This window comes from Rhodococcoides navarretei, from assembly GCF_038069675.1.
In the GTDB taxonomy this organism is placed as follows: Bacteria; Actinomycetota; Actinomycetes; order Mycobacteriales; family Mycobacteriaceae; genus Rhodococcoides; species Rhodococcoides navarretei.
The window spans coordinates 1,600,304-1,619,600 of sequence record NZ_JBBPCN010000001.1; the positions used below are offsets into that span (position 1 = coordinate 1,600,304).

Annotated in this window: 14 protein-coding genes; 2 read left to right on the forward strand and 12 right to left on the reverse strand. The window is 63.2% G+C overall.

Annotation, left to right across the window (positions count from 1 at the left end):
• Positions 1–74: 74 nt before the first annotated feature.
• The 3 genes from AABD04_RS07785 to AABD04_RS07795 are packed head-to-tail and all read right to left on the reverse strand — an operon-like array spanning position 75 to position 4,539.
• Positions 75–1,562, reverse strand: coding sequence for a hypothetical protein (locus AABD04_RS07785; protein ID WP_341440766.1), 1,488 nt, complete (start codon positions 1,560–1,562; stop codon positions 75–77).
• Complete coding sequence (locus AABD04_RS07790) at positions 1,559–2,986, reverse strand: hypothetical protein (RefSeq protein ID WP_341440767.1); 1,428 nt, start codon at positions 2,984–2,986, stop codon at positions 1,559–1,561. Before AABD04_RS07790 ends, AABD04_RS07785 begins: the two co-directional genes overlap by 4 nt.
• Positions 2,983–4,539 (reverse strand): hypothetical protein, encoded by a 1,557-nt coding sequence (locus AABD04_RS07795; RefSeq protein ID WP_341440768.1) that lies wholly within the window; start codon positions 4,537–4,539, stop codon positions 2,983–2,985. The genes AABD04_RS07790 and AABD04_RS07795 overlap by 4 nt, the downstream gene beginning before the upstream one ends.
• 309 nt (positions 4,540–4,848) lie before the next feature.
• Between AABD04_RS07795 and AABD04_RS07800 the strand changes: the two genes are divergently transcribed.
• Entirely contained in the window at positions 4,849–5,661 is an 813-nt protein-coding gene (locus AABD04_RS07800; protein WP_341440769.1) for a hypothetical protein, read from the forward strand.
• Positions 5,662–5,664: 3 nt separating this feature from the next.
• Positions 5,665–8,247 carry a tetratricopeptide repeat protein gene (locus tag AABD04_RS07805; protein ID WP_341440770.1) on the forward strand — a complete coding sequence of 861 codons (2,583 nt, stop codon included), beginning with the start codon at positions 5,665–5,667 and terminating at the stop codon, positions 8,245–8,247.
• 74 nt (positions 8,248–8,321) lie between these two features.
• On the opposite strand, the gene AABD04_RS07810 is transcribed toward AABD04_RS07805, so the two are convergent.
• From AABD04_RS07810 to AABD04_RS07850, 9 genes are all read right to left on the reverse strand, one after another.
• Positions 8,322–9,050 carry a CHAP domain-containing protein gene (locus AABD04_RS07810; RefSeq protein WP_341440771.1) on the reverse strand — a complete coding sequence of 243 codons (729 nt, stop codon included), beginning with the start codon at positions 9,048–9,050 and terminating at the stop codon, positions 8,322–8,324.
• 190 nt (positions 9,051–9,240) lie between these two features.
• Positions 9,241–10,359: a hypothetical protein gene (locus tag AABD04_RS07815; RefSeq protein ID WP_341440772.1), complete on the reverse strand. Its 1,119-nt coding sequence runs from the start codon at positions 10,357–10,359 to the stop codon at positions 9,241–9,243.
• Positions 10,360–10,461: 102 nt separating this feature from the next.
• Complete coding sequence (locus tag AABD04_RS07820; RefSeq protein WP_341440773.1) at positions 10,462–11,283, reverse strand: ABC transporter permease; 822 nt, start codon at positions 11,281–11,283, stop codon at positions 10,462–10,464.
• Positions 11,283–12,107, reverse strand: coding sequence for an ABC transporter permease (locus AABD04_RS07825; protein WP_037148404.1), 825 nt, complete (start codon positions 12,105–12,107; stop codon positions 11,283–11,285). Before AABD04_RS07825 ends, AABD04_RS07820 begins: the two co-directional genes overlap by 1 nt.
• On the reverse strand, positions 12,104–12,913 hold the full coding sequence (locus AABD04_RS07830; protein WP_341440774.1) for an ABC transporter ATP-binding protein: 810 nt from the start codon (positions 12,911–12,913) through the stop codon (positions 12,104–12,106). The genes AABD04_RS07825 and AABD04_RS07830 overlap by 4 nt, the downstream gene beginning before the upstream one ends.
• Positions 12,914–12,943: 30 nt before the next feature.
• Positions 12,944–13,960 (reverse strand): ABC transporter substrate-binding protein, encoded by a 1,017-nt coding sequence (locus AABD04_RS07835; RefSeq protein ID WP_341440775.1) that lies wholly within the window; start codon positions 13,958–13,960, stop codon positions 12,944–12,946.
• A 176-nt stretch (positions 13,961–14,136) separates the two neighbouring features.
• Positions 14,137–15,396 (reverse strand): amidase, encoded by a 1,260-nt coding sequence (locus AABD04_RS07840; protein ID WP_341440776.1) that lies wholly within the window; start codon positions 15,394–15,396, stop codon positions 14,137–14,139.
• Positions 15,342–17,159: a hydantoinase B/oxoprolinase family protein gene (locus tag AABD04_RS07845; protein WP_341440777.1), complete on the reverse strand. Its 1,818-nt coding sequence runs from the start codon at positions 17,157–17,159 to the stop codon at positions 15,342–15,344. The genes AABD04_RS07840 and AABD04_RS07845 overlap by 55 nt, the downstream gene beginning before the upstream one ends.
• Positions 17,156–19,237 carry a hydantoinase/oxoprolinase family protein gene (locus tag AABD04_RS07850; protein WP_341440778.1) on the reverse strand — a complete coding sequence of 694 codons (2,082 nt, stop codon included), beginning with the start codon at positions 19,235–19,237 and terminating at the stop codon, positions 17,156–17,158. The genes AABD04_RS07845 and AABD04_RS07850 overlap by 4 nt, the downstream gene beginning before the upstream one ends.
• Positions 19,238–19,297: the final 60 nt, after the last annotated feature.

Sequence of the window (19,297 nt, forward strand, 5' to 3'; positions counted from 1 at the left end):
GCCCATCAAAAGATGCCTGATCTGGGTTGCGTAGCGTCCGAACGGGCGCGGGCGTTGCGCAATTCGGGAAGCTGCTACCCCGGCGACGGATCGGTGCCGTGTACTCGGGATCGTTCGGCACCGCGTGAACGGATCTGGGCACCTCTCGGGACCCTGGTCTCGGCGACGGTGTGCGTCAACGCTGCCCAGACGATGGGGGAGTGTTCGACGGCGGCAGGGCTCGATTCCCACTTCGTCAGTTGCTCGCGTTGCCATTGATGCACGAGTCCGATCGGGTCGTCGCGAGAGTGTGCACGGTCGACGGCCAAAGCCAGTTCGACCGTAGGGAATACCGATCTGCGCACTCCGGCGACGGAATGGAATGCGTGGTCGGTCGGTAAAGTCCATCGGGTCGTGGTGACGAGTGAAGCACCCGAGTCCACCATGGCGACAACCAAACCGAACGTCTCCGCCGACCGGAAATCGACGCCCCCCTCACACGCGATGAGTGCCACCCGGGACGGCATCGGCCAGATTTCGTGGCCGGGCTGGGGGCCGTCCGATCCGTGCAGAGCCCAGACCCTTTCGTCCGTACACTGCTGGGTTCCCAACAGAAGATCCAAGGCGGACAACGGAAGGTGATCGTCCGGTCGCGCGGCGGCGAGAGTTCCACGCTTCGTCTGTGGTCGGAGGGGCTCTGCCATGCCCCACGATGCCGAACCGGCCGCCCCGGCGGTGTCGTGTAGGTGAATCGATGCCGATCCAGGTTCGTCGGCCGCCGACGACACATGGCCGAAGTAGAAGAACCGGGATCGCGGAACGTGAAGTTGATGCGACAGGTCGAGCCTGCTGATGATCTGGGACGTGTTCAGTCGCGTGTGCGAACTACTGTTACCCACACCGGCTTCGGCTGAAATTCCCTTGATCAGTGCATTCTTGGCAAGGCCTGCCAACGTTCTTCCCAGTCCATGCTCGACGGCCCGGACCGGTAACGACGGATCGAGAACATGAAGTGCAGGGAAGTGGCTCACCTTCGCCCATTGCGGAGGAAGCACAGTGCGCTCAGCGTGAACGGTGGACGGCGGGTCGAAGGTGATGACGGCGACATCCAGCAGTCGCCGGCCTGCATCCACGAACAGCAATTCCCACGGCACGCGCGCCAGCGTCGGACTGGGTGTAATCCTCATATGCACAGTGCCGTGGCTGCCTGCGCGGTCAACTATTTCCGCCCGCAAGGTCTCGGGTAGCACCGCTTCGGTGAGCCGCGCGGACAACAGACGTTCCTCGGCGAGGTTCGTGAAGGACCCGGTCGCCAGCGCACGATGGGCGGCGGCCTCCCTGGATTCGTACTCGACGTCGTCGCTGCTGCCGTTGCTACCGCTGGCGTCGAGAGGCCGAGGTGCCAGGAGCGCGCGACCGAGGAGATCGAGCGCAGCGCTCGTCTGTGCAGGGTCGAGCTTGACAGCGCTCGGTTTGGCCGGAGCGTCGAGCCAGGTCCACGACAGATAGGTGGGACCTGCGTCGGCTGCCCTCAGCAGTACGACGGGCCAGGACGATCGATCGGCCTCCGGGTGGTCCGTCACCGGCGCACATCGAGGTCGGAGTCGTCGAACTGCGGTGCCCGGACAAGTTCGGCCAAAAGTGGTTGTGCGCCGGCAGGTTCAGGCGTACGGGACTCGATCCGCTCGACGAATGCCCGAATGGCGTCGATACGGGCTGTCACCAATTCGAGCAGGGGCGTCGATTCGACGCCGACCGAGGTGCGGACACGCTCGAGTGCGGCAACCGCACGGTCGGCTGCATCGAGCGCATCGACGGTGAAACCGTCCGCGACCGACTGCGCAGCATCTGTCGTCTCCTCGTCTGCCGCAGTTCCGACGGTATGAAGTGCGGCAGTCGCCGAGCGTCCCAGACTCCACGCTTCGATCATATTTCGGTCCGCGTCGATCAGGGCCGGGGCAAGTTGTCCCAGACGGAGGTCTCGCGGATCGCCTGTGCAGTCGAAAACCCCAAATGTGGCCGTCTCGAACTCCGCTTCCATAGACGAAAAAGCGCCCGTCAGGGTGGTCCCGTTCGGTACCAACGGCGTGGTCGCGAGCAGCTTTCCCGAGCGGTCTGCAGCGAACCCGATCAGTCGGGAGGCTTCGGCACACTGCGGATCCACTCCATAGGCGAGTCGGACAGTCAGGACCACCCGGGGTGGTCGAACGGCGGTGTCGAGCTCAGCTCGTAATTCGGGTACCCGGGCACCTCTCCACTCCAGGATTCTCGGCGGGACGAGATTAGGATCGACGAACGCCCACTCCACTTCGGAGCGCGCGGTCGACTCTCCTCCCGCCAAGTCGCTCCCGACGAGATCGAACGCTTCGGCCTCGACCAGATCTTCGAGCCACCGCATCAGTAGCTCGTCGTCGAAGGCACCGATAGCGGCGATGGTGTCGACTCGTCCCGACAGGGCTGCAATGGCGTATCCCCAGTCCTCGCCGATCGTGACGTCGCGGGCGGATGCGGCCAGGAGCGCGAGTTCAGACGTTGCGCTACTGCAGGTCTCACCGTTTTCGCAGTCTTCGGTGAGTATCTCCAACGCCGGGGAGGCTGCGGCTACCAAATGTGCGGCCCCATCGTGATCGCCGGTGCGGTAGCGCGCGCCCGCCTCGTCCAACATGAGTGCACCCTCGTCGATCGGGGAGGGCTCCCACCTCGCTATCGCTGAGGTACGGGCCCTGCGTGTCCACGCCGCAACAAGGTGCAAGGCATCGCACTCGATCTCGGATCCAGCACGAGTGGTCTCGATGATCTGCACGACGTCCTGCTCTGCCACCGCGTCGGCGAACGCCTGCACGTTGCTGTCGCGGAGCACTCGCCAACTCAGCAGTGTCGACGTGTCGGCTGCGTCGAGAACGACGTCGACGCCCGGTGCGATTTCGACGGCGACTTCCGCTACAGCCGGCGCAAGCCCACTGTCCCAACTGAATGCTGTCGCGTCGGACAGAACCGGCCGGCTCATGATGTGCTCTCCGTCAGTAGGTTCCATGTATCGCGATACTCGTGGAGAGTACGCAGGACCTCTGCTGTCTTCTGGGCCCAGGTCTGACCCGAGGCTCTCTGGCCGACGACCTCGAAACCGTCGCCACCAACGATGTCGTCGTCGTTGAGCGAGATGGCCAGCGCTCCGCACAGCAGTCGAGCAGCGAACGAGATCGATGCCCTTCGGTTCGCCGCCAGGGTGTCGGCGGGCCGTTCGGTGTCGTAGCGGTGAGCGATCGCCCGTTCGATCTGTCCTGATTGGATGTTGTCCTCGAGTTCGGAGAAGTGATCTGCATCGAGGTTCGCGTACGCGCCCAATATCTCCAGGACTGTCGCACGTTCCCAGCAGGTGGACGTGCCGCCCGCCGTCCACCCCCAAGGATTCGTCGACTCCACCTCGCTGGTGGACACGTGCTCCCGCGCCTGGCGGAAGAGGGCGCGGAGCACAGTGCGGCGGTGTTCGAGATCGTCGTCGGGAACCGAACTGCGCTGCGGCAGAGTCAGAACCGCGTCGAAGTTCGCCGGCCGGTCGCTCACTGAACTGTGGTGCTCCTCGCGCAGTAACTTGCGCTGTAGGTCCTGCGTGGCGCGTTTGAGATTGGATCCGTACACCCGAGCGATCAGTTCGTCGTCGAATGGCACACCATTGATGTGAAGCCGCAGGAGATTCCGCTTGGCGCGACGCCACGCTTCGCCGGCCACATCGGCGGTCGTGTAGAGAGTGCTGCCCTGAATCAGAGGTGCGTCCGAGACCGGCTGATCGGCCTCGCGCGCACTCAGAAACTTCGACAGGGTGCCGTCCACGAACCGCGATTCGGATGGCGTCGGCAAGCGGTCCGCAGCGTCGGGCTCGCCGTATCTCTCGGTGAGATCGTCCAGCGCGGCAATCAGCGCTGAGCGTGTGCTCTCGTCGATGTGATCATCCGTGCGTTCCAAATATTCGGTCAGCTTGCCGCTGTATGCCCGCATCGCCGCCGCGATGATCGCACCTCGGTAGATCTCCGGGTTCTCGACGAATGTGTCGGCGTGGGCACGGGAGGCGGTGACGGTCCCGCACTCGACTACACCGATCATCGAGTTTCGGGCAGATGTTCGCGGTGGGCCGTCCTCGTACTTGCGGAGCGCCTTCGATATGGCGTTCGGCAGGTCCCTGGGACGTTCACGTTTCACCTCGCTGACGATGCCTGCCGAGCAACGAGCGAAGGGGTCTGCGTACCGCGCCGTGACGGTACAGACGTCGTCCCAGATATCGCGTCCGCCGAGTATCTGATTGATCCCTTGCCGCATTCGTCGGGCTGCTTCGGGTGAAGACGCCTGCACAACCCAGGTAGCGGACCCCAGCTCGCTCATCCATCTCGCCAGGTCCTCGGCAAGATGCTTGATGTTCGGTTTGGGCTCCGGAGCTGCCTTGACCCAGAGGTGGATCAGCTGGGTGCGGGAGATCGACTCGGCGGCGGCGCGTCCGGTCTGCGATGTGTCGTCGGCCCACCACCCACTGGTCACCCAGGAACTGTCGGGTGGTCTATAGGGCATGCGCTGACTCCTCTTGCTCTGTCTCGCCTGTGACCGTGTTCTTCCGTCACGACGATCATGGTGTCAATGTCTAGTCGGCAAGCCCAGCAATGTCATTCGCTCGAACGACACTGGCGCTCGACATCGTGTTGCGCTCGCCAAGGTCTGGACCGAACCCCCATGCGAGTCGAGTTCGATTCGCCTTACTGAATGACTTTTACAGCCAGGCAAGATCGGTGATCATTGGTCACGGCGACGGGACTCGACAGCTGGCGCCCTTCGGTTCGATACGAAAGAGGGTCACATCGCCGTGTGCGCCGGGGTTACTGCGTGACTGCGATCGTCATCGTGCTGGCTTTCTCGATGATCATCGCCCACTTCCTGCTTGGACGACGAGCGTTCGCACGTGATGACCGACCATCCGGCGGCGGTGGGCTGTCCGGCGTCAACCCCGACGGTGTCGCGTTTCTGGGCGGCTTCGTGGCGGTCGCTGCCCTCGTTCAGCTCAGTGCTGCCGGCCGCATCGACATCGGGTCGTCCCTCGTGATCGGTACCTTTTTCGCTGCCGTCGCGTTCGTTCTCAGCAAGCTTCGACGCGTTCCCGGCGTCGAGCCGGCCGGGAACCTGCTGTACTCGCTACTCGGACTGATCGCGCTCTTACCCGCTCTGGCCGGTGTGACCGAACCTCAGATCTGCGGTGTCGAGACCAACGTCCCATTGCGTATTTCAGCAATTGCCTTGTTCGTTCTGGTCGCCGTGGTCAGTGGGGCGGCCGGATTTTTCATTGGAGGCCTGCGCAGTTCGGTGGTGAGCAGCGTCGGCCTGGGGTGGTTCGGAGCAGTCGACGTGGTCCTGTTCCTCACGTCGCCAGTTGGGGTCGTGGGAGGACCCGGACCGATGGTGCTGGGGCTGAGCGCAGCCGTCGTACTCGGTGCGATCATCGGGGTCGCCCCTGAGCTAGGGCTGATGACCGTCGGCGTCGGACTCGCCCTGATCGTTATGTTGACCTCGGCATACGGATCGACTCTGGATTGCCAGGATGCGGACTCGGTCGGATCCGTTTCGGCGTTCGTCGCCTATGGGCTGGTGTTCTGTGTTCTCCGACTGGTAGTCGGCAAACTGTCCAAGAATCGGGTCGAGTAGACTATGACCGAAAATGCCTGGCCCAGTGCGGCTTTCCTGGTAGGGCTCGACTTGTTGGACCAAGGTCGAACAAACGAATCCCTCGGCGTCATGTGCCAAGTTTTGGCTGATTGCGAGTCAGCGGGAAATGCGTACCGCATCGCGCATTCTCTGAGGTGGATCGGCGCTCTGCAATTGGAACTGGGTGAGCTGAAGTCGGCTGTGGATTCGCTGCGTTACGCACTCCGACTTCTCGTCGACGTGGACGACGTCGAGCTGACCGCCGATTGCACTGGAATCCTGGGAATGGCGTTGACCGAACTCGGCGATGTGCAGGAAGCGGTGAAACTTCTCGAAGCGACATGCGCGGTCTGCGGCAATTGCGGTGACATCGAGTCGGAGGGGTTGTATTCGAACGCGCTGGGGGAGGCATACGAGAAACTGGACACTTTTGGCCCAGCGCGTCGCGCTTACGTACGTGCCGCAGAGTGTTTCCGGCTCGCCGAGCACTGGGCCGAAGCGGCTGACAGCAGCGAGAGCGCTGGGTCCTGCTCGATCGAGATGGATGACTCCCCGGGGGCGCGGAGCGCATTTCGAATCGCTCGGGACCTGTACGAGCATGACGGCGACGAACTCGACGCCGCGCGTTGCCAGTTCTTGTTCGGGCTGTGCTCGGGCCTGGACAACATCGTTGAAGCCGAGAGCGAGTTACTCTCCGCAATAGACTATTTCGGCTCGACGTCGCACAAGGAAATGGAGGGTGATTGCTGGGAGCAGCTCGGCGAGCTCTATATGGCCGCGGAGCGTGTGGATGATTCATTGACTGCCTTTGAGAATGCGCTTTCCCGTCGGGAGGAGACCACGGGGGGAATACAGAGTGCATACTGTCACCGGCAATTGGCTCGGCTGCATGCACATCGACAAGCGGTCGAACCCGCTATCTCGTCGTTTACTGCGGCCCGGAACCTCTATGTCGATGTGGAGCCTGCAGAGGCGGCAGACATCGACATAATTCTCGGCGAAATACTCGAAGATCTGGGCAGGTTGGAAGAATCGCTCGTTGCCTACACAAGGGCCAGGCCTGTACGTGTCGCGCTCGACAACGAGGTCGCAGTCGCGTTGTGCGACATGAACATCGGTACGGTACGTATGCATATGGGAGACCACACCTCGGCTGAGAGGATTTTGGTCGGGGCGTCTGCAGTGTTCTCGGCGGCGGGGGAGCACGTCGATCACGCTCGGAGTCTCCGCTACCGTGCGGCGGTCAAAAGAGAGCTGGCGGAGCTAGCCGAGGCAGAAGCACTGCTGCACGAAGCGCTTCGTCTGGTGCAGGGGTTCGACGACGTCGCCGAGTTGGAGAACGACTGTAAGCAGGACCTAGCGCTACTGCTATACCTGTCGACAGATTTCAGTGGCGCGATCGACGAACTCGCTGTGATCCGTGCGGAGTACGTTAGCTTGGGAGTCAGTGCGAAGGCTGACCTGTGCCTTCAAAACATTGGTGCTGCATACTCCTCTTTGGGCCGTTACGCAGATGCAGAACGTGCTCTGGTCGAATCGCGGAACGCACTCGAGAATAGCGGGATCTATTCGGCGGCAGCGGTATCCGACGCACATCTCAGTCAGCTGTATCTCGAGACAGGCAGGCTGGAGGATTCCGAGAACGCTTTCGCACGCGCTCGACGTACCTTCGAGTCGATGGGCGCCACCGACCGTATCGCCATGCTCGATCAGAATTTGGCCGGCCTGCATATGTCCCGCGGCGATCTCGATGCAGCGGAGGAAGCCTTCCGCCGCGCCGCCGCGGTCTTCGCCGCCCTGGATCAGAGACCGAGGAGTGCCCTCTGTCGATGTAATCTAGGGGCGGTTGCGCTTTTGAAGTCACAGTTCGGCAGGGCCGCCCACATTATCGGCGAGGCGTTGCATGAGCTGAGGTCGGACCCAGCTCACCGACGTACAGTGGCCTGGGCTGAGCGAAATCGGGCATGCGCAGAATTGTTGCTCGGCAACAAGAACCGCGGACTGGTGCATCTCGGTGCTGCGCGGACCCTCGCGCTCGAGCTCGGCACAATGCTGGATGTGGCAAAATGTGACTACATTGCGGCGTTGTGGGACGTATCCGACACTGGAGACGACCGGCTGCGCGAAGGGATCGACCTGGCTCTCCCGGCGCTGCAATACCTCGATGCTCAGCGGTTCCAGTTCAGTTCCGCCGGTACGCGCGAAGCATGGTCGAAAACTGTCGCTTTGTGGACATCGAACCTATTCGACTGGGCTCATCGCTTGGACGACGAGGCGCTCATGGCTGAACTCATCGAATCCGCGATCAACTCTGGGACGCACGTATCCGATTCGCCCGCCGACTTGACGGCTGTGTCGATGGACCTCGCATCATCTGGACACGACATCGACTTCGGTGCCAAACAGCTACCGACGCTCGATATCGGAGGGAGAGCAGGTTCTCTCATTGCCGGTGCGGTTCTACCGATGCAACCTCCACCCATGCTGGTGATGCCTGATGGCCGCATTGCCCTGGGGGCGTACTTCCGTGCCGCAGACAGTCGATACGGTAAGCAAGCGCGGCCCTCGGCTGTAAGCGTTGTGTGAGACGCTGAACGAATTCTGGACGCGCTCAAGAGGTCCCGTGTGCGAGCGATTGACTCGCCCGCACACGGGATGGCTCATGGTGCGAGGATGTAGCTCATCCCAGCTACGTCCTTGAGAACGAAATTACCGTAGCCGTTCATGTCCCTGCCGCGGATGTAGCGGCCATCGGCTCGGTTTTCCACCGAGTCGACCCACCCGACGTGTCCGTAGTTGCGGTCGGCACCGTGAACTCCCGGCTGAAACACCACGATGCTGCGCGCCTGCGCATCGGCTACCACGGTCCAGCCATTGGCTCGCGCGTCATTGCCCCAATCTTTCGCGTTACCATGAATATTCGGGTAATAACCGGTCGCAACTTTCCAATAGTTCTTTGCTCCCCACGTGCATTGTCCCGCAGGCGCGTCGTTGCTCGCCATTGTCCGGCCCATGGTGCGTCCGGTGTTGGCCGACGGTGCCGGGGTGCCACACCGCGGGGTGACGGCCGAATTCGAGCCCGTTTCCAGATACGAGTCGGTGACGTAACCGCCACCATCGATCGTGTACCAGATTGTCGACGTAGTGCGGTACGGGCCGGTCACTGCCTGTCCTGGGACCCAGCAATTGATTCCTACGCTGGTTCCGGCGGGAATTGTCCGGACGACAGGGCCGCCGGTGTTGGGCGCGTTGCGGACGTTGACTTGTTGGATTACTTTGCCGGTCTTTATGCCGGCGTCGGCCAGGGGCGCGTTCAGCATGCTCAGCGAGGTTAGGGCAATACTGGAAGCAACTAGGGCCAACATGGCGGTGCGAGTGCGATACGTCATCGAAGTCTCCTGGGTCGGGTTCGCTTACACGACCTTTACCGAACCCCCGAGGGCATCGAAATAGCCGGGCGTACTCGACGGCCACTTCGGGCCTGCCGATCTGCCGGAAAACTCGGCAGATCGAATGGGCCCCGGGTCTCGGCCTGTCCAGGAACCTAATCGGTGTTACCGGCAGAATTGACGTTCGGGCTCAACACACCTCGTTGCCGAGTGTCGGATCGAAATGGCCACCCATGGACGGGAAATACCATTGCACCCTCGAGTAGGCGCGGCGCGTGTTGCAGGTCGAGATGTCGTAGGCAATGACCTCCGCCGGCATCATCTCGGCGTCCGCGACGGAGTCGACTACGTACAGCGCGTTTCCGTGACCGGTTGCACGTTCGCCACCCCATGAATCCCACACGATGTCGCTGACCAAACCACTGGGCGACCCGCCGAAATATATCTTGGCGGGGGTTGTTTCGCCATAACCCTCGGAATAGGAGGGCGGTCGGCCGCCGAGGACAATGTTCGGATCCAGTTCGGAGACCGTCGGCGCGAACGCTGGGGGAGCGGAATGCACCGGTTCGCATTCGAACGTCCCAGTCTTGGCGAGCTTGTTCGGACTGGTGTACTCACCGGGCACCCTTGTCGTGTCGCTCTCAGACCATGCGCCGTTTGCCCAATCGGAAGTGACAGTCTCCGTGTACGCACCACCCGGGGTCGGTGTTCCGTAGCTGCTGTCACCCTCCGTCGTGACCGCCCCGACCGACCCTGGCTGCGGGCACCGCACCAGGACTCGCAAACCCTCAGTAGGCACCGTCCATGCCGTCGGGTCTTCGAATTCAGAAGCAAGGACGGGGGGAGCGGGAACGACCACGGGTCCGTCGTCCCACCCGATCACGCCGAACAGTTCCGAACCGCCGAGCCCGAATTTTCCGTCGACGACGATATCCGCGCCCTGTCCGCGCGTGATGTAGTACGCACCGACGAACACGTTCGACGGCGTGATGTCGCTGCGCAGAATGTGCTTATCCTCGATACTTGCAGTTGATACAGTGCCGCCCGTGTCGACGTGGACGCTGACCAGACCGTCGACCAATTCGATGGCCACATTGTCAGTGTTGCCGTCACCGTCCACGTCGACGGACGCGACTACCTCACACGGACCACGGGTGCCGTCGCACGGGTTGCCTGCTGGTGCTCGCTGTGGACTCGAAGCTGTGTCCTCGTCGACGGCCGACGAGGATGCCACCGCATTGGGCCCTGTGGTTGGCTCGACGCCGTCTTCACCGCACGCCGCAACCAAGAGTAGAACGGACGTTGCCATGACACTGAAGACTTTCCTTCGCCGCATATCCGTGAATGTAAAGTGGCAGAGGGCAGAACGGTATCCGGTGTTTGATCGACGATGGCCGCCGAACCGTCCTCGTCAGCGGCCGCCGTATTTCGAGGTGATGCGAGTTTCCAACCACTGCAGCGCAATGGTGGGCGGCAATGCCATCACGAGGATCAGCACAACTGTGCCCATGATGTTTTCCATCCGCACCAGGCTGACGTTGCGCAGAAGTTCGTATCCGATGCCGCTGGACGACGAGAACATTTCGGCGAGAAGCAGTCCCAGGAACGCCAAACCGAACGTCATCCGCATACCCGTCGCCAATGCCGGAAGCACTGCGGGAATGACGATCTGACGGATCAACCGGGGCCAGCTCACCTGCAGTGATGCGGCCATCTTGAGGTGAATTCGCTGGACCGATGCTGTGGCCTCGACCGCGACGAGGAACATCGGGATGAAGGCGGCGTAGAAGGAGAAACCGAATCGGCTCAGTGCGCCGATACCGAGGAACGACAAGAAGATCGGGTACAGCACGATCTTCGGAATGCTGTTGATCGAGTACACGATCGGGGCGATGGTTCGGGTCCAGAACGGACTCAGTCCCAGCGTCAGACCCAGCAGTGAACCCACGACCGTGCTGGCCAGAAACGCGAGCACGAGGATGCGCAGCGAGTCACCGACATTGGCGCGGAAGTCCGCCTTGCCCAGGTCCTCGACGAGCGAGGCCATGGCCTCGGCGGGCGTCGGGAAGATGAGACTGTCGACCAGAACGGCCGCGACCCACCAGATCAGAACCGCGAGAACGGCCACGACCACGGGAGGGAGGAACCGTCGGGCGTTGTCGCGACCTACGGACGAGACGGCTTTCGGGGGAGCGGTCGGGGTGGTGGCTACTCTGTCCAAGGTGCTGCTCATCAGCGGCGCCTCCAATCGAATCGGTTGAGCGCGAGCGAGATCAGCGAGGTCGAGAGCAGAGCGATCAGCGCCACGATGAGGATCCCGGCGTACATGTCGGCGATGTCGAATCCGTCGTAGGCGATGGAGATGAAGTGGCCGAGCCCTTGAGTCGACAGGATGAACTCACTGGCCAGCACCGAGATGACGGCGTACGAGAGACCCAGCTTGAGTCCGGTCACTATGCTCGGCAGCGCATACGGAAGCAGCACCGATCGGAAGTACTGCCACCGCGTGAGCATCAGTGTGGTGCCGAGCTTGGTGACGATCGGCGATACCGAGTTGAATCCGGTGCGCGCGTTCAATGCGACCACACCGAAGGCGAAGATGGTGGACAGGATGGCGATCGGAGCCACACCGGCACCGAACAACACCACCATGATCGGGTACAGCGCGAACGTCGGAACCGCGTAGTAGACGTTGAGATACGGCTGAAACGCTCTGTCCCACAGCTCGTACCGCCACAGAACGTACGCGGCGGCGACACCGAGTACGGAACTGAGCACGAACGCCAGAACGATGATACCCAGCGTTCGGCCCAACTCGTCGATCAGGAAGTCAGGGTCGGTCAGCAAGCTCAGCGACGTCGAGATCATGTCGGTCACCGGAACGATGTCCAGGGGTGAGGCGAAGAACCGTGCCGAGATGTCGATGGCCACCAGTGCCGCGACGAGGATGAGCACGGTCCATCCCCATGCGGGGAGACCGAGTTGTCTGGAGGGGGCCGGCCGGATGTATCCGGGGACCACGGAGGCGCGCGTGCTCTCGCGCGTGGGCGCACTCATGGTTCGATGCTCATGGTCTTCTTGGCCTCGTCCCGCAGCCGCGACCAGATACGTTCGTGAAGTGCGACAGCCTCGGGACTCGCCAGTACGTCTTCGGACCGTGGACGCGGCAGGTCGATGTCCACCTCGTCGATGAATCGGCCGGGCCGTGCACTCATCACCATCACGCGATCGGAGAGCAGTACCGCCTCCTGGATGCTGTGGGTGATGAACAGGACTCCGCACGTGAGCTTTTCGACGATCTTCAGTAGCTCGTACGACATGACCAGTCGCGTCTGCTCGTCGAGCGCGCCGAACGGCTCGTCCGCGAGAATGAGGTCGGGCTCCATGGACAGGCAGCGCGCGATGGCCACACGCTGGCGCATACCGCCGGACAACTGGGTGGGGTAGTGGTCGCCGAACTTGCTCAGCCCCACAGTGTTCAGCAACTCGTCGGCGCGGGACCGACGTTCCTTCTTGCCGACGCCCCGGACTTCGAGAGCGAACGCGACGTTGTCACGGACGGTCCGCCAGGGCAGCGTCGCCGATTCCTGGAAGATCACTGCCGTCTTGGACCGAGGGCCGGTCAGCGGTTGGCCGTCCACGTGCACGGTGCCGCCGTCGTGATCCTGTAACCCGGCGAACACTTCGAGGAGAGTGGACTTACCGCAGCCACTGGGTCCGACGACGGAGACGAATTCGCCTCGGCCGATGGACAAGTCGATCTCGTGGAGGGCGGTCACATCACCGAAGTGCCGCGACACCGACGAGGCGACGGCGATGGCGGAGGTGGTGTCGGGGCGGGGTCGAGTCGCTGCTTGGGTCACGTCGCTACCTTCTGGTGGTGGGAAATGCTGTCAGGAGTCGCAGTCGCCGGGAACATCGTTCTCGACTCCTTCGGCGAGGAACTCCGGGTCGAACAGAGTGCAGAAATTGGGTACGCGATCGCTCCCCGACGCTTCCACGCCGTCCTGGGCGGATTCGACGGACGCTGTATCGAAGCCGCCGCCCCACGTGCCGACCGAGGACGCGCGTTCGACCACTGCGGTGGCCGATTCGACGTCGAATCCCGTGTAGTTCGCGTAGATCTGGGCAGCGGCAACAGGATCGGCCTCGATCGACGCGACCGCTTCGGTGTAGCCGGCGTTGATGGCACGTACGACCCCGGGGTTGCTCGCGGCGTAGTCCTTGGTCGTGGTGATCGTCGACTGCAGGAACCGCGACATGTAGTCGGGACTACTGACGATCAATTTGAAGTCCTCGGGCCGCTGTTCGGCGACGATCGAGGGGACGAGGGCGATATCGACGTTTCCGGCTTCGAGAAGTGCGAAGCCTTCGCCGATTCCGCCGGAGGCAACCCGCTCGATCTGTCCCGGTTCAACGCCCGCGAGTGAGGGAATGAGGCGCGTGAGGGCGTCGGACGCGGAGTTGGGGCGGGTGTAGGCCCAGCGACGTACGTCCTCGATGGTGTTGATGTTGGGGTTCGAGGCGAGCGCGTAGAAGTTCATCGGATACGGCCCCTGGGTGCCGCCGCCGACGATGCGCAGCTCGGAGCCGGCCGCATCCGCCTGCACGATCGACGGGTAACTGACCTCGCCGATGGGGATGTTGCCGTCGAGCAGGGTTCGCATCGTCGCGCTGCCGCCCTTACCCGGCACGATGTTCTCCACGATCACACCGTGCTTCTCGAACAATCCCTGCTGCTGCGCGACAAGCCAAGGGATGCTGTAGATTTCGGCCGCTGCCGAGACGGTGACATCGATCGTGACCGGATTGGCGGGGTCCGCGTCGGGACCGGGATCGGATCCACAGGACACCAATGCGGTGGACAGCGTCAGTGCTGCCATGATGGACGTGGCTCGGCGTAAATGCATCTGCGTCCTCGCTGGATGATCGGCGTAGCGCTTACCGAAGTGGGAGTGGCGGCTGTCGCACGAGCACTCATGGTGAGACGTACGTAACAACTGTGTTCCACCTAAACATAAGATGTTTAGGGCGTCAAGACGGCCTCATTCGGCCCGGATGCCGAGAAATCAGTCCCGCAGCTCGGTTAAAGATCTGATGTATGCGGCGGAGTTGTCCGATGCCAGTCGGTCACCGACTGGTAGCGCTCACCCAGGGCGAACAGTGCGCCCTCGCGGCGCGATGCAGCCGTCAGCTGCGCTCCGACCGGCATGCCCGAGGACGGGTGGAATCCGACCGGCAGGGCCAGCGTCGGACCGTCGTGCAGAGACCACGGGTACGTGAACTGACCCATTCGGCGTGAGAGAGCGACAACATCGTCACCCCCGTCCCTCGGGGGGACGTCGACGGGCATGGCCGGGGTCAACACCACGTCGACCATCTCGAACGTCGCGGCCGTGGCCTCGCGGAAGCGGTGGCGGCCAGTGAGTGCGTGAGCGCGATCGGCATCGGAGATGCTCAGGCCCAACGCTATTCGCTCACGGGTGGCGGGTTGAAAGCGTTCGGGCTCCGTGTCGAGCCGGTGCCGATGGCGGCGGGCGAGGTCGCTGTAGACGATCGTGTAGACGATGTCCTGGGCATCGGCTGCGTGCTCGAGTTCGATGGGGACGATCTCGTAGCCCAGCTCGGCGAACGTGCGCACCGCGGCTGCGACGGTCTGCGCGACGCCCGGGTCCACGTCCGCTGTGAGGAACACGGTGGGGACACCGATGCGCGTGACGTCCGAGGGTTCGGATGGGTTGGGGGACAGGACGTCGAAAAGGGCTTTCACCTCGGTGATCGACCGCGCCATCGGGCCGACGGTGTCGAATTGCTCGCTCACCGGGAACACGCCGTCGTTGCTGATCGACCCCCAGCTCGGTCGTAGACCGGTGATTCCGCACGCCGCGGCGGGTAGGCGCACCGACCCGCCGGTGTCGGTGCCCAGAGACGCGTCGACCAACCCGGCAGCGACGGCGATCCCCGAACCACCACTCGACCCGCCGGGCACCCGAGTGCGATTCCACGGGTTGTACGACGGGCCTGCGGCCGAGTTCTGCGAGGTGACGCCGACGGCGAACTCGGCCATGTTCAGTTTCGCGACCACCGACGCGCCCGCGCGACGCAGGCGGACGACGACCTCCGCATCAGCGTCGGCGACGTTGTTCTCGAAGAACTCCGACGCGCAGGTGGTTTCGACGCCGGCGACGTCGATGTTGTCCTTGACGCCGATGCGCAGGCCGGACAGGGGCCCCGGGGTGTCGTTCCGGTCGTCGATCCACCGGACGACACCGCCGAAGGTCCCGTCCTCGATCAGGCTGCGCTCCGGGCGCGCAGCTCGGACGTCGCGTCCTCGTCGACCGTCCACGAATCGGTGTTCACGACCACACCGTAGTCGCGTCGGGCATCCTCCTCGGTGAGGTACTCGTCCCAGACGTCGCTGAGCACCTGGAAGGGATCACGCTCGAAGGGATTTCCGAAGCCGCCGCCCGAGGGCAGTTTGATCTCCAGCGTCTCACCGGAACGAATCGTCTCTTGAGTGACCTTGGAGTACAGCACTTCCTCGCGATCGGTCCCGGCGTTCCTGGTGAACGAGCCGGACACACCGTTGTGGCCACCGAGCGCTCCGGCCGGCGGATCCGACCGGTTGTCGGCTTCGGAACCGAGGAACGTATCGGTCTCCATCAACCACTTGCGCACACTGCCTATACCGCCGCGCCACTTGCCCGGTGCGGGTGCCTCGTCGCGCAGCTCGTACCGCAATGCGCGCATGGCGTGGTTGAGTTCGAGCTCTTCGATCGGGTTGTTGCGAGTGTTGGCCATCAGAGCGTCGACGGCGTCCATGCCGTCCTTGCCGTTGCGGCCACCGTAGGAGCCCTCGTTGATTTCGATGTAGACCCAGTACGATTCGCCGTCCGGCGCGATACCGGAGTAGGCGATGGCGCACAGCGCGGCGGACGATCCCGCGATCGCATGATCCGGAAGTACCGGGGCCAGAGCGAGATTGATCGAGTCGAACACGCGGTTCACCTGCGAGAACCGCGCGAAGCACGATGCGGGGAAGTCCGGGTTGAAAATCGTCCCCTCGGGGGCATAGGCCTTGACGGGTCGGAAGCACCCGTCGTTCTGAGGAACGAATTCCTCGGTCAGATCCTCGTCGAGCAGGATCGTACGAATGGCCGAGACAGCCACCGGCAGAACCGAACCCTCGAACGGGACGTTGAACGCGGTGGGCACCTGGCTGTTGGAGCCGGTGAGGTCGATGAGAATGTCCTCGCCCTCGACCTGCACCCGCACGGCCACCTTGAGCGGTTCGTCGCGGTTCTTACCGTCGTCGTCGAGATATCCGATGGGCGCGGTGTAGCTGCCGTCGGGAATCTCGCGAATCTTTTTGCGCAGCATCGATTCGGAGTAGTCCATCCACCGCTCGCCCGCGCTCATGACGGTGTCGAGGCCGTACTTCTCGAGCAGCTCGGTGAATCGTTTCTCGCCGATCCGCGAGCAGGCGATCAGTGCTTCGAGGTCGCCGCGGTTCTGCTCGGGCGTACGGACGTTGTCGAGGATGTGCTGGATCAGGTAGTCGTTACGGACGCCGGCCTCGTAGATCTTCATCGAGTCCATCAGCTTGCCCTCGGCCCACACGTCGACGACGTCCATGCACAGGCCGGGGAAGTTACCGCCGACGTCGGACACGTGACCGGTACACCCGGCGAAGCCGATGTGCTCGCCCTGCCAGAAGATCGGAATGATCACGCCGTAATCGGGGGAATGGGCCGCACCGTGGTACGGATGATTGTGCAGCACCACATCTCCGGGCTTGTACGTTCCGGCGAGGCGACGGTTGACACCCTTGATGTAGGCGGGAATCGAACCACAGTGCATCGGAGTTGAATCCGATTCGCACAGTTCACGTCCGTTGATGTCGAAGATGCCCGCGCCGAGGTCCTCGGACTCTCGGATGAGCGAGGAGTACGCCATGCGGTAGAGGACCTGGGCCATCTCCTTGGCCATCGACTGCAGTGCTCCGCCGATGACGCGCAGGGTGATGGGGTCGACCTCGACGTCGTTCCAGGTTCGAGTGGATTCGCCCGCCAGTGACACTCCGGTGGTGGGCATCAGCGCCTTGCTCATGCGGGGTTCCTCTCGATGATGATGTGGCCGACGGCGTCGACGGTGGCGTGCTGATTCATGCCGATGATCGTGGTGGAATCGAACTGCTCGACGATCGCAGGACCGTCGATCTGGTTGTTCGCCAACAACAACGACCGCTCGTACACCGGGGTGTCCACCCATTGCGGCGCGGACGTCTCGTCCTGCCAGAACAGCGCCTGCGTGGTCGTCTTGATCGCGGCGGAGGAGTCGGCGGTACCCACGGCGATGTCGGCGATCTGCACGTGGGGGACCGCACCCACTCCGGTGACTCGGACGTTGATCAGCTGTACGGGCTTGTCGTCGAACCGCTGTGAGTAGGTGCGGCCGTGCACGTCGTGGAATGCCTCGGCGACGGTCTTGACCCACACGTCGTCGATGTTGCCGTCCGGCGCGGCGACGCGGAGTTCGTAACCCTGGCCGACGTACCGGCAGTCGACGCTGCGTTCGAGCGAGATGTTTTCCGCCGCAACGCCGTCCTTCTCGAGCTGCGCGACGGCGAGGGCCGACAGACGCTCGATCTGCTCCTGCAGAAGTTCGATGTTCGGGTCCGCCGACGACGTCCACACCGTCGTCGGCTCCTCGTAGCGGATGTCGGTGGTGAGCAGGCCGACGGCGGAGGTGATGCCGGGGTGACCGGGCACGATCACGCGCGGAATACCGAGCTGGTCGGCGATCTGCCACGCGAACAGCGGCCCCGCTCCACCCTCGGCGATGAGTGAGAAGTCGCGCGGGTCATAGCCTTTGCGGACCGAGTGCAGGCTGATCGCCTCGGTCATGGAATGGGCGAGGATCTTGAAGATGCCCATTGCGGCGTCGTCGAGTGGCGTGTCGAGCTTGTCGGCGATGTGCGTCTGAATCGCCTGACGTGCCAGCTCGGGCTTGACCTCCATGGTTCCGGACAGGAAGCTCTTCTCGCGCAGCCATCCCATCATCACCATGGCATCGGTGGAGGTCGGTTCGGTGCCGCCGTGCCCATAACAGGCGGGACCGGGAACGGCACCCGCACTACGTGGTCCGACGCGGAACATGCCCCCGTCGTCGACCACGGCGATGGAACCGCCGCCGGCACCGATGGTGTCGACCTCGGCCATCGGCACCATCGCGTGATAGTCGCCGATCCGGGTGTCGAGCAGATGCTTCATCCGCAGCGCGCCGTCCGGTGCCACGCCGACGTCCGCCGAGGTGCCGCCGACATCGAGGGTGATGACACTGGGGAACCCGGAGGCCTTACCGATGGCGCAGCCACCCAGCAAGCCGGCGACCACGCCGCTGGTCAGGAGTGAGACCGGGATTTCGCTGGCGCTGCGCGAGGTGACGAGTCCGCCCGCGGAGGTCATGAGGTGCACGTCTTCGCCGACCTGCGCCGCCTTGGCCTTACCCGCCAAGTTCTCGATGTACTTCGAGGTCTTGGGTCCGATGAAGGCGTTGAGCGCTGCGGTCGAAAAGCGTTCGTACTCCCGGTATTGCGGGGCCACTTCGCTGGAGAGGGAGATGAAGACGCCCGGAAACTCCTCCTCGATGATGGCTCTGACGCGTTGCTCGTGCGTGGGGTTGCGGTACGCGTGCAGGAATGCGACGGCGATGGCCTGCACGCCTCGCTCGCGCAGCAAGCGAACCTGTTCGCGCACCGCATCTTCGTCGAGTGGGGTGAGAATATTTCCTGCGGCGTCGATGCGCTCCGGGACCACCCGACGGTTGCGTCGCGGCACGAGCTGCCACTTCTGCCACGGAAGATCCTGGTAGTTCGAGTAATTGAGAGGACGCTTCTTGCGCGCGATGTGCAGCAGGTCGCGGAAACCCTCGGTGGTGATCATGCCGACGTCGCAGCCGTTGTGCTCGAGCACGATGTTGGTGGCCACGGTGGTGCCGTGGAAGAACATGTCGATCTCGGACGGGTCGATCCCGGCGCGTTCGGCGAGAACTTTGATTCCGTCCATCGTGCCGATCGAGGGGTCGTGGTTGGTGGACGGGGTCTTGTGCACGACGACGGTGCCGTCGTCGTCCCACAGGACGAGGTCGGTGAACGTGCCGCCGACGTCGACTCCAATTCGTTTCATGTTGCGTCCGTTCTGTCGGTGCCCGAGTGGAGCGGGAAGGCGTGCTCCGCCTGTCCTACG